The organism is Chryseobacterium sp. MYb7, assembly GCF_002979455.1.
Classification (GTDB): domain Bacteria; phylum Bacteroidota; class Bacteroidia; order Flavobacteriales; family Weeksellaceae; genus Chryseobacterium.
On record NZ_PCOU01000012.1, the window covers coordinates 119628 to 132087 of the forward strand.

General features: G+C 34.0%; 11 protein-coding genes. All 11 read left to right on the forward strand.

The window, feature by feature from the left end:
- The first annotated feature begins 43 nt into the window (after positions 1-43).
- The 11 genes from CQ046_RS11770 to CQ046_RS11820 all read left to right on the forward strand — a co-directional run bounded on the left by CQ046_RS11770 (position 44) and on the right by CQ046_RS11820 (position 12259).
- Positions 44-1168, forward strand: a complete 1125-nt coding sequence (locus CQ046_RS11770; RefSeq protein WP_105702425.1) for a glycosyltransferase family 4 protein — start codon at positions 44-46, stop codon at positions 1166-1168.
- A gap of 29 nt (positions 1169-1197) precedes the next feature.
- Complete coding sequence (locus CQ046_RS11775; protein ID WP_105702426.1) at positions 1198-2058, forward strand: polysaccharide biosynthesis/export family protein; 861 nt, start codon at positions 1198-1200, stop codon at positions 2056-2058.
- Between the two features lie 2 nt (positions 2059-2060).
- Complete coding sequence (locus tag CQ046_RS11780) at positions 2061-4553, forward strand: exopolysaccharide transport family protein (protein ID WP_105702427.1); 2493 nt, start codon at positions 2061-2063, stop codon at positions 4551-4553.
- Positions 4554-4766: 213 nt separating this feature from the next.
- Positions 4767-5657 carry a DUF6089 family protein gene (locus tag CQ046_RS11785; RefSeq protein ID WP_105702428.1) on the forward strand — a complete coding sequence of 297 codons (891 nt, stop codon included), beginning with the start codon at positions 4767-4769 and terminating at the stop codon, positions 5655-5657.
- 1 nt (position 5658) lies between these two features.
- Entirely contained in the window at positions 5659-6408 is a 750-nt protein-coding gene (locus tag CQ046_RS11790; RefSeq protein ID WP_105702429.1) for an isoprenyl transferase, read from the forward strand.
- Positions 6409-6436: 28 nt separating this feature from the next.
- Positions 6437-8971, forward strand: coding sequence for an outer membrane protein assembly factor BamA (gene bamA, locus CQ046_RS11795; protein ID WP_105702430.1), 2535 nt, complete (start codon positions 6437-6439; stop codon positions 8969-8971).
- Between the two features lie 8 nt (positions 8972-8979).
- Positions 8980-9534 (forward strand): OmpH family outer membrane protein, encoded by a 555-nt coding sequence (locus CQ046_RS11800; protein ID WP_105702442.1) that lies wholly within the window; start codon positions 8980-8982, stop codon positions 9532-9534.
- A 66-nt stretch (positions 9535-9600) separates the two neighbouring features.
- Entirely contained in the window at positions 9601-10104 is a 504-nt protein-coding gene (locus CQ046_RS11805) for an OmpH family outer membrane protein (protein WP_105702431.1), read from the forward strand.
- A gap of 70 nt (positions 10105-10174) precedes the next feature.
- Entirely contained in the window at positions 10175-10660 is a 486-nt protein-coding gene (locus CQ046_RS11810; protein WP_105702432.1) for an acyl-CoA thioesterase, read from the forward strand.
- Positions 10661-10707: 47 nt separating this feature from the next.
- Positions 10708-11571: a dTDP-4-dehydrorhamnose reductase gene (gene rfbD / locus CQ046_RS11815; RefSeq protein WP_105702433.1), complete on the forward strand. Its 864-nt coding sequence runs from the start codon at positions 10708-10710 to the stop codon at positions 11569-11571.
- Positions 11572-11578: 7 nt separating this feature from the next.
- Positions 11579-12259: a hypothetical protein gene (locus CQ046_RS11820; RefSeq protein ID WP_105702434.1), complete on the forward strand. Its 681-nt coding sequence runs from the start codon at positions 11579-11581 to the stop codon at positions 12257-12259.
- The last annotated feature ends 201 nt before the right edge of the window (positions 12260-12460 follow it).

Below are 12460 nucleotides of genomic sequence, written 5' to 3' on the forward strand. Positions count from 1 at the left end.
ATTATTTTTTATTGGGAGATACAAGTGCTGAATAAGAAAAAGAATGAAAAATTTTGAATTGTTCTTAAGCGGGTCAGGAATACCTATTTTCTACGTAAAAATAGGAATAGGTTTTGTATTCTCCTTTTTAATAACTTTTTTCTCTATACCTACCATCGTCAAGATTTCAAGAAGAAAGAATCTGATGGATGAGCCTGGAATAAGAAGTTCGCATCTCAGAGAGATCCCCAATTTGGGCGGAATCGCCATCTTTTATTCAATCGGAATCTGTGCCTCTATTTTTGCATATGAGCTTTTTGATCTCTATAAGTTTTTATTTGCCTCACTAATTATTCTGCTGTATGTAGGAGTAATGGACGATATTGTTGTGATGAGGGCTTATAAAAAACTCGTTGCTCAGATTATTGTATCACTGCTTGTGGTAATTGGCTCAGACATTAGAATCCGAAGTTTATTCGGAATATTCGGAATATATGAATTAAACTATATTGTAAGCGTATTGTTCAGTATCATTACCTTTATTATTCTGATCAATGCTTTCAATCTGATTGATGGGATAGACGGGCTGGCAGGTGGATATTCTATTATATGCAGTGCTTGTTTTGGAATAAGCTATTACCGTTTGGGAGAATATAATTATCCATTGGTTGTATTATCTGTTATTATTATCGGAACTGTACTGGCATTTTTATATTATAATCTTTCAAACTATCGTACCCTTAAAATATTTATGGGAGATACCGGATCTATGCTGCTTGGCTTTTTGCTGGCTTTCACGTCCATTTGTTTTATCGATATTTTTATTGATAAAAATCTGGCAGGTGTGCCACGATATCATCTTCAGTCTGCGCCTGTGATAGCCGTTGCCATCCTTATTTTACCAATTGTAGATACCTTAAATGTAATTTTTATTAGACTGTATAACAAAAAATCACCATTTGATGCAGATAAAAATCATATTCACCATAAGTTGTTGAAACTGAATCTTACCCATAGAAGGTCTACCTTTTATATTATTCTTTATTATCTGATGATTGTAGGTACAGCTTATTATTTGAGACATATTGATGTAAATTTACTATTATTGGTGATTCTTTCATTAGGATTTTTAGGTGCTTATCTACCTGATGTATTATATAGATTAAAAAACAAAAAAATTAACAATTAAATATTACTTTTGTAAACAATATATTATATATGATGAAGAATTTTAAATATTTATTTTTAATATTCCCTTTTCTACTTAACTCATGTATCACCACCAAGGATGTAAGATATTTGCAGCCTAGCGAGAGTTTAGTTATTAACGAAGAAGGACTTGTTCCATATAACATTCCTGTTTATAGGATTACTAAGAATGATATCCTTAATCTAAATATTGTGACAACTCCCAAAGGAGATGCAGCACAATTTTACTCTTCTTATAATACCTCAGGAGGTATGAATAGTGGCGGTGCAACAAATTCTGCTGCATCTGGCGGAGGTGGTACTTCCGGAACTAGAGGAGGAAACGTTAACTTTTATTTTAACGGGTTAAAGGTTGATTCTAATGGTGATATTAATGTTTTCGGAATAGGATATATAAAAGCTGAAGGAAGAACGATTGATGAAATAACGAAAGAATTACAGGAGAAAGTAAATGAAAATTTTCAGGAAGGAAAATCTGAAGTACGCTTAAATACAGACGGTATTACCTATTATATTCTTGGAGATGTAGAAACTACAGGACTTTCAGGAGAAAAAGTAGCTCATAAAAATACACTTACCATTACTGAAGCACTAGCTATTAATGGGGGATTGAATAGAACTATTGACAAAAAAGAAATTGTTATTCACAGAAAACTTCCTGAAGGAATAAAAATTGCCAAAATAGATCTTACCCGCGAAGATCTTATGAATTCTCCTTTTTATTATGTACAGAATGGAGATGAAATCTACCTGAATACAAGGGCGAAAAGCTTGAACGGATTCGGAAAAGATCCTATTCAGACCCTTACTACAGGAGTTTCGGTAATTACTACCGCGTTGTCTATTTATTTACTTCTAAAAAATCTTTAATCATGATCCCGGGAAAAGACACGCAAGCAGAGAAAAACGATGTTCAGAAAGAGAAGTACGGCTCTTTTGCATTGTTTGATATAGAGCATTTTTTAAGAAGAATCCTTAGAAACTGGTATTGGTTTGTTCTGATGTTATTTATTGGGTACGCTATTTCTTGGGTATACCGTAAATATTATGCTCAGAATATTTATTCTTCAAATTTATCTTTAAGTATATCCAATAATACCTCAAGCTATTTTACTCCTACCCAATCTATCAATTTTATCTGGGGACAAGGAGGAAATCAAGATGGGATTTATCTGAAGAAAATGCTTCTTTCAAGATCGCATAATGAATTTTTGGTTAAAGAACTTAATCTCTTTATTAATTATTCTACAAAAGGATCAATCAAATCTACCTATCTGGACAGAGATGATTCGCCTGTTTCTCTTGAAATTGATAAAAAGCATCTTCAGCAGATCAATTATCCAATCACATTATTACCAAAAGGAAATGGAACTTATGAAGTGGTATTGCCAGAAGAAGGGCAGTCTACCAACTTGTATAGTTATGACGCAGAAGGTTTTCAGAATATCAATAATTATGCAAGACCTGCTAATAAAATTATTAAGGTTAATGAATGGTATACCTCTCCAAACCTGAGATTTAAACTGGTGCAGAATCCTGAAGGTGCTAAAATGTCTCTGGATAATATTATTGTTAATTTAAGCTCTGTCAATCAAACAGTAAATGAAATTGTTTCTACCATAGGGGTGGAATTTGATAAAGAGATTGGTACCATTATGATCATTAGCAAAAGTGGTTTTAATCTTAACAGTACTGTAAACTTCCTGAATAAGTCTGTAAATGAATTACAGAAAAAAAGACTTGAAGATAAAAATATCGTTAATAAGAATACGGAAGCTTATTTACAGGGGAATCTGGATAATATTCGTAAGAAACTTGATTCCAGTGCAGCTGTTCTAAACTATTTAAAAACATCTGAAAAGCTTTATAATATTAAAGACAGCGATGAAAGATCTTTAAGCAAAATAAAAGATCTTGAAACGAAAAAAGCAGATATCATAAGCAAACTAAGTTCACTGAATAATATCAGAAATACAATTCAATCGCAGAATTTTGACAAAATGATTGCCACAAATGCTGCCGGTTTTGAAGACGGTTTCTTTACAGCTACAGTGGCTGAACTTAAGGCTTTATATGCTAAAAGACAGGAGATGGCTTCAATTTATAAGCCCAACTCTGAACCCATGAAGGAGATCAACAGGCTTATTAGCGAAGCAAAATTGGGTTCCACTAATAGCTTAAAGAATTATTATACAAAATACTATGAAGAGATCAGTAAAATTGATCATGACATAGCCAGTGCGGATTCGGATTTAGCTAGTTTTCCTGAAAAAGAAAGAAGATATCTGGATGCAGAAAGAGGATACAATATGATTGAATCTACATATAACAGTTTATTATCAAGACAAAATGAAACACAGATGAATGTGGCAACCAATAAGTCTGATATAACAGTTATTGACCCTGCAAAGAATCTGGGACAAGGTCCAATTGGTCCCAACGTGAAATTGACAAAAATGCTGATTATTTCCGGACTATTGCTATTACCGTTTTTATTTATCCTGATTGGTGAAGTGCTAGATAGTAAAATAAGAAACATCAAAGAACTTTTAGGTGCTACGAAAATTCCACTTCTTGGAGTTATTGGGAATAATAGCAATGAAAATATGCTTACTGTTTTAGAGCAGCCAAAATCATCCGTATCAGAGGCATTCAGAGGGTTAAGAGCCAATATGAGATTTTTGATGGATAATGAAGTAGAAAAAGGAAAAGTTATCCTCCTTACATCCTCCATCGGAGGTGAAGGAAAAACTTATGTTTCCATTAACTTGGCGTCTGTAATAGGATTGAGTGATAAAAAAACAATCTTATTAGGGATGGACCTTAGAAAACCAAAAATCTTTGGAGATTTCAAGATTGATAATAAATATGGTATTTCAAATTATCTGACAGGAGAAGTGGGTATTGATCAGATTATCAACAAAACAAAGATCCCGAATCTTGATGTTGCTACTTCAGGTCCTATCCCTCCAAATCCTTCTGAACTTTTAATGAGTCAGAGAAATATCAAATTTATAGAAGAATTGAAAGAAAAATATGATTTCATTATTATAGATTCACCACCTGTAGGATTAGTTGCCGATTCATATGAACTTATGAAGCATTCTGATGCCAATATTTATGTTGTGCGTCATGAATATACGGAAAAGTACATGCTGAAAATGATTACGGAAAAGTATCATAATAACGAAATTAGTAATTTAGGACTTGTTTATAATGACTATAACACAAAACAAGGTTATGGCTATGGCTACGGTTATGGCTACGGTTATGGTTACGGATATTTTGATGAAGATAAAAATTATAAAGAGCCTTTATTAATCAGGATCAGAAATAAAGTGCAGGTATTATTTAATAAAAAATAAAGCATTAAACCTCCATTTAATGGGGGTTTTTTCATATTTAAGGTATTTTCATTCTATGAAAAAAAGAATATTTTTGCCACTTTGCCGTTTACTTTATAACAAATTATGTTTTTTTGTTTATTTTTAACTAAACATTAAGATTATCATTAATATAAAAATGTTTTATATTTGCAAAAATTAAATTTTAAAATAACCATAAATCCATATTCTTTTATGAATAAAAAATTATTGTTTAGCTTCCTTGCCTTCCTTGGAGTGGTAAGTGTTAAAGCACAAAGAAACGAATTGGGAGTTCGTCTAGGTATGAGTAACCTAGTGGGAGATGTAGGAAGGACAAATTATATTTTACAGAAGCCGTTGGATTTAAGCAGAGTGTCAGATTGGGGGATCCCATTTTATGGTGGTATATTATACAGATTTAATTTTAACCCGCATCAGACTGTTAGATTGGATTTAGGATATAACCAGGTTCAGTTTAGTGATAAAGCGGCGAAAGAAGATTATAGAAGAAATAGAAATTCATACGGAAAAAATAACGTATATGAAGCGAGTTTAATGTTTGAATATAACTTTTTCCCAGTAAATAATGAGCAGATCAGCATGCTGAGCCCTTACATCTTCGGAGGTATTGGTGCTTTAATGTTTGATGCTCCTAAAGCAACCCTTATGAATGATTTCAGAAGAGATGCAGATGGTGTAGCACAAGCTCCAATCAATGAATTGGATTTTGTAACGACTACAGATTATTCATTAGGAAAAAAAGTAACGATGCATATTCCTTTTGGTGTAGGTTTGAAGTATAAATTCAACCACTCATGGGCTATTTTTGCAGAAGCTACATTCAGATATACATTGACGGATCAGTTGGATCACAGTAAGATCCTTTCCAAAGATGTAAAAACTTCTTTTAATGCTGATATTTTGGACCCTTCTACAGGAGGTTCATTATTACAGACAGGAAATTATTATGCGGTTTCTAAAGAAAGAGAAGCAGAGTTTATTAAAAAGAGAAATATTGGAGATGGAAGATCTAATGACTGGTTGAATACTTTCAGTTTAGGCCTTACATATTCGTTCGGAAGACCTCCATGTTATTGTGAATAATATGTCGTTGATTAAAGATAAAATAAATTCTGAGAATTTACCAAAACACGTAGCCATCATTATGGATGGTAATGGAAGATGGGCAAAATCTCGTGGCGAAGAAAGAACTTTCGGTCACAAAAATGCCATTAATGCAGTAAGAAATGCGATTAATGCATGTAATGAGATTAATATCCCTTATTTAACACTGTATACATTCTCTTCGGAAAATTGGAGCCGTCCGACTGAAGAAGTGAATACCCTTATGAATCTGTTAGTAGAAACCTTACTGCTGGAAGCAGAAGAGATCTTTAGCAAAGGATTAAGAATGCATGTCATAGGGAACCTGGAAAAACTGCCTTCTTTAGTAAAAGATCAGTTGGAACGTGTGGTAGAACTTACAAAAGAAAACACAAAAGGAAACCTTGTATTGGCGATAAGCTATGGCTCACAAAATGAAATACTGGAAGCCGTTAAAAATATAAGTTCTGATGTAAAAGAAGGAAAAGTAGAAATAGAGAATATTAACGAAAGTGTATTTGAAAACTATCTTTACACAAAAGATTTTCCTCCTGTAGATTTACTGATCAGAACCAGCGGTGAAATTAGGATAAGCAACTTCCTGCTTTGGCAGATCGCTTATGCAGAATTACAGTTTTTAAATGTTCTATGGCCGGATTTTACCAAAGATATTTTCTTCCAATGTATTGTTGATTATCAAAATAAGGAAAGAAGATACGGTTTAACCGGGGAGCAAGTAAAAGGCCAATAAAATTTTAAGAAAAGAAAGACTCGATAAAATGAAGTTTAGACTATTACCCATCATTATGTTTGCTGCTTCTGCACATTTTTATGGACAAGTAACTCCACAAGACAGCACAAAAGTAAATAATGCTGTACATGCAGAAAATGAGGCAGGAACTTATACACTTAAAGACATCGTTGTAGATGGGGTAAAAAAATATACACCAGCTCAAATCTTAAGATTTACAGGTCTTACAAAAGGTGAAAGTGTGGACATTCCGGGACAGAAAATCAGCAATGCTGTAAAAAAACTTTGGGATACCCAATCTTTTTCTGAAGTGGAAGTATATGTTCAAAGCATTGAAGGACAGACAATCGTTCTGAAATTTTACCTACAGGATCTGAAAGAACTTGGAGAAGTAAAATTCGCAGGAAAAGGTATTGGTAAATCTAAAAGTGAAAAGCTGGCGAAGGATAATAACCTTAAGCCGGGAACTAAGATTACTCAGAACTTAGTTTCAAGCCTTAAAACTAATGTCCCTAAAGACTATATTAAAAAAGGTTTTGCAGATGCCAAAATCAGTATTCAGGATAAAGTAAATGCAGGAGACCCTGCTTTAGTAGACTGGACAATCAACGTAGAAAAAGGGAAAAGAATCAAAATTGATCACATTGAATTCGAAGGAAACCAAAATGTAACCGATAGCAAGCTTAGAAATAAAGCTTTCAAAGAAACAAAACAAAAACGTTTTGGTATCGGTGGTATTTTGAAATCCTCAAAATTCATTAAAGATAAATACCAGGAAGATAAGCAAAGCCTTATCAGTTATTACAATTCCCTTGGGTATAGAGACGCAAAAATCGTTTCAGACTCGGTGTGGAGAAACAAAAGAAATAACTACGAAATCAATGTAAAGCTGAACGAGGGTAAAAAATATTATATCGGAGACGTTACGTTTACGGGTAATACAGTGTACTCTACAGAATATTTGCAAAGATTATTAGGATATAAGAAAGGAGATATTTACGATGCAGTAGGATTCAACAAAAAAGTTGGAGAAGACGGAGGTAAAGAAGATGATTCAGATATCAAGTCTGTTTACATGAATAACGGTTACCTTTTCTCCAATGTTACACCCGTTGAAAAATCAGTATCAGGAGATAACGTAAACCTTGAAGTAAGAATTAATGAAGGAGAGCAGGCTACCTGGAATAAAGTAACATGGCAGGGGAACACTACAACCCATGACCACGTTATTCTCAGAGCCCTAAGAACAAAACCGGGAGAGTTGTTCAAGAAAACAGAAATTAAAAGAACCTATTTCGATTTAGCAGGGATGTCATTCTTTGACCCTCAGCAGATTGGACAGGATATTCAGCCAAACCAACAGGATAATACCGTTGATATTAACTGGAAACTTGTAGAAAAAGGATCTTCTCAGGTACAGTTGCAGGCAGGTTACGGTGGTAACAGCTTTATCGGTACATTAGGATTAACTTTTAATAACTTCTCATTAAAGAATTTCCTGAAGTTTAAAGATTTCAAACCAGTACCTCAGGGAGATGGTCAAACCTTCTCTATTCAGGTTCAGGCAGGACAATACTTCCAAAACTATGGAGTATCATTTACAGAACCTTGGTTATTTGGTACCAAACCAACAGCCCTTTCTGTAAGTTTGAATAATTCCAGAGTAAGATATACAGATCAATATGGAGCCGCTCAGAAGCTTAATATCTTCTCCGCTTCAGTTGGTTTAAACAGACTATTAAACTGGCCGGATGATTACTTCTCGCTTTACACTGGATTACAGTTCCAGAAGTATGACTTCAATAACTATCCATTCCAGTTTGGAAATACAACTGAAAATAATGGTACTGCTAATAACTTTAGTGTTAACTTAGGATTGAGTAGAAACTCTGCAGGTATTGACCCGATTTTCCCAACACAAGGGTCCAATATTGAGCTTTCAGCAAAACTGACTCCTCCGTACTCATTGTTTAAAAAGAAAGATTACTCTACAATGTCAGCTATTGACAAGTACAAATGGATGGAATTCTATAAGATTAAGTTTAAAGCAGATGTTTATAACGAAATCATTGGGAAACTGGTTCTAAGATCTTCAGCAGAAATGGGATTTATGGACGGATATAACAGCCAGTTAGGAGCTCCGCCATTTGAAAGATTCTATATGGGAGGTACAGGTCTTTTCGGAGGAAGATATGACGGTAGAGAATTAATTCCTTTAAGAGGGTATGAAAATGCTACTACAGAAGGAGGAGGGGCAGAAGATATTACTCAGAAAGGAGGGGGTACAATCTATAACAGATTTACTTTAGAATTAAGATACCCGATCTCAATGAGCCAGACTGCAAAAATCTATGCATTGACATTCGCTGAAGGAGGTAACGTATGGAACACATGGAGTTCTTACAGCCCGTTCCAGCTGAAAAGATCAGTTGGGATCGGAGTAAGAGTTTATATGGGAGCATTTGGATTGATCGGATTTGACTTCGCACTAGGTCTTGATAAAACATTATCAGGTGATAAGTCAGGATGGAGAAACCACTTCTTGATGAACCAAACATTATAATTAAAAATATGAAGCACTTTAAAATAACTTTCACGTTCGTATTCCTTTTACTTTTTGGACTCAGCAATGCCCAGAAAATAGGAGTAGTGGATACTAATGAAATTTTAAATAAATTACCTCAGTATAAAGAAGCGGAAGCAAGACTGAATTCTCAGATTGATACCTGGGAGTCAGAACTTCAGAATCTTCAGTCTGAATATGAAAGAAAAAAAGCTGCTTTTGAAAGTGAAAAAGTATTATTAATAGGTGATCAGCTTAAATTGAGAGAAAAAGAAGTTGTAGACCTGGATAAAAATATTAAAACAACTACAAGCTTACGTTTTGGAGCTAACGGTGAAATTACAAAACTGAGAACAAACCTTGTTTTACCTTTTCAGGATCAGATCTGGGGAGCTATCAAAACAATGTCCGAAAAAAATGGATTGGGCATAGTTCTTGATAAAAGCAATAACATTAGTGTTATTTTCCTTCAATCAAAATACGATTACACCGAGAAAGTATTGTCTATCTTATTGAAAGGAACAGACAAGAAAGAAAAAACAACTAGCAAAGGAAAAAAATAGTTTTAAAAATTAACTTTTGCTATATTTTAAAATCTAAAAACAAATTAAATTATTTATTTACCAGTTATGAAAAAATTAAGTGTATTATTTGCAGCAGTAATGATGGTTGTATCTGTAGGTATGGCAAAAGCTCAAAAAATTGCTACTTTAGATGTAATGGGAGTTCTTAACGCTATGCCGGAGAAAAAGAAAGCAGATGCTGATCTTAAAACATTCTTAGATACTAAACAAGCTGAGATTAAGAAAAAAGCTGACGCAGCTCAAACTAAATATCAGCAATATCAAACAGAAGCTCCGAAAAAAACTGCTGACGAAAACGCAGCAAGAGAAGCTGAAATGAAAAAATTAGCCGAAGAAATCCAGCAAATGCAGGACAAAGCTCAAAAAGATCTACAAGCTAAGCAAGACGTAGCTTTTGGACCAGTTGAGAAAAAACTGAACGATGCAGTAGAAAAAGTAGCTAAAGCTAACGGATATGATTATATTATGGATGCTAACTCAACTGCATTCCTTTATAAAGCAGGACCGGATGCTACTCCAGCTGTGAAGAAAGAACTAGGAGTTCAATAATTTCAGCAAATTAACAAAGATTTATAAAACTAACCACCTCTTTTAGAGGTGGTTTTTTTATTTTTGCGGAATGGAAAAAGAAGTATCAACCACGGTAAAAGTTAGGTTTAGTGATTGCGATCCGATAGGACATTTGAATAATGTAAAATATCTTGACTATATGTTCAACGCCAGAGAAGATCATGTAGAAACATTCTATGGATTTACTTATGAAGAATATACCAAGAAAACCGGCTGTACCTGGATTGCTATACAAAACGAGATAGCCTACATAAAAGAAGTAAGATACAATACTCAGGTAGTCATCAGCAGCAAAACTATCGATGTGCAGGATAGAACGGCAAAAGTTGAAATCCTGATGAAAAGCTTAGATGAAAAAACGATTCATGCTGTACTTTGGGTAACTGTTATTTATTTCAATGTTAAAACAAGAAAATCTGAAGTTCACCCTGAAGATATCAAAGGGATTTTTGACAAGTTTTATGTAGATTTGATCCAGAAGGACTTCCAGTCGAGAGTGAAGTTTTTAAGAAGCCAAAATGCCAAGAACTCTTAAACAATAATTCTTGCAACATTCAAAGTTTAAAAATTAATAATAAATAAATGAAAAAAATAGCAGTAATAGGAAGCAACGGACAATTGGGAAACTGCATTAGAAAAATAGCTCCGGACTTCGAACATCAATATGAGTTTTTATTTACAGACTCATCCACTTTAGATGTTACCAACGAAGACCAGGTAAACGATTTCTTTTACGATAACAAACCTGATTACTGCATCAATGCTTCAGCATACACAGCGGTAGATCTGGCAGAAACTGAAAAAGAAAAAGCTTTTGCAGTCAATGCAGATGGAGTAGCTCATCTTGCCCAGGCGTGTGCAGATTACCAATCTACTCTGATCCATGTTTCTACAGATTACGTTTTTGACGGAACTACCAATCTTCCGTATTCCGAAGATGATTTTACCAACCCAATAGGCGTATATGGAGAATCAAAAAGAAAAGGAGAAGAACTGGCACTTGAAATTAATTCCAAAACAATTATCCTGAGAACCTCATGGTTGTATTCTGAGTTTAATAAAAACTTTGTGAAAACAATGCTGAATCTGTTCTCTCAGAAAAAAGAGTTGGGAATTGTTGCTGATCAGTTTGGACAACCAACCAATGCAAACGATCTTGCAGAAGTTATCATGGACATCATTGAAGCCCCAAAGAAAACCTACGGAGTTTTTCACTTCTCAAACTATCCAGAAACAACCTGGTTTGAGTTTGCCAAAAAAATTGCTGAATTTTCAAAATCCTCAGTAAAACTAAATCCATTAACAACAGAACAGTATCCAACTCCTGCTAAAAGGCCTGTAAGAAGTACAATGTCTTTGGATAAAATAGAAGAAGCTTATAAAATAGAACCCAAACACTGGGAAAATAGCCTGGAAGAATGTGTTGATATACTTTCACAACAATAATATATATATGAAGAATATTGCAATCATCTTTTCTGTATTGTGTATCCAGCTGTGGAGTGCACAGAATGTTTATCTGAAGAAAGTTGAAAAAACAAACGATAACACAGATAAATTCTTGTATAAGAAAGAAGAAGCCACTGCAGATGCCATTTATCTGGGTGAAGTAGAAGTTCAAGGGTTTTCAAAAGATGACGCACTTACCTTTTCCTTAGTATATAAAAAAGCAAAAGAGATTGGAGCCAATACATTTCAGTTAAAACCTTTCGAAAATGTAGATGGAACACCTCAGGCATTTAACGCTTCTAATTATAAAGTCGCACTATATTATACACCTAAAGAAAAATTGCCAGCTCAACACGGAGAGATGTACATATTTGCATCCTCTGAAAAAAATCAGAAAATAAGCATCAATCGTAAAGACTATATTGTTGCTCCCAGATCATTTTTGAAATTAAAGGTCGTTCCTGGAGAAATCTATACCGTTTCAACCAAGAAACTTTTAGGTTCTACAGTGAAAATTCAACCAAAAGCTAACGATGATAATGCTTATTTTCAGATTTCATCCTTAAAAGTGAAACCAGATAACTCAGGAGTAGGAGGTTTAAACCTTAAATCAGGAGATATTATTGGCCTTGAAAAGTCATATGCCGAATTTTTAAGCGTTATATACAAAGAAAGCAAACCCTAGAAACAAGCTTTTTCTAGCATATTGCAGGTTTTACTTTATATAAACTTTAAATGAGAGTTTTTTGTTTAAAATTTTTCACCCTGCGTTCCAGGGCTTTAGGGTAAAATATGAATAAAATGTAACATTTATGTTAAATAAAGTTGCGTAGTGTGGTGTAAGTTTCTATCTTTGCCCCACTGAAAAACGAAAGACATTCAGTAA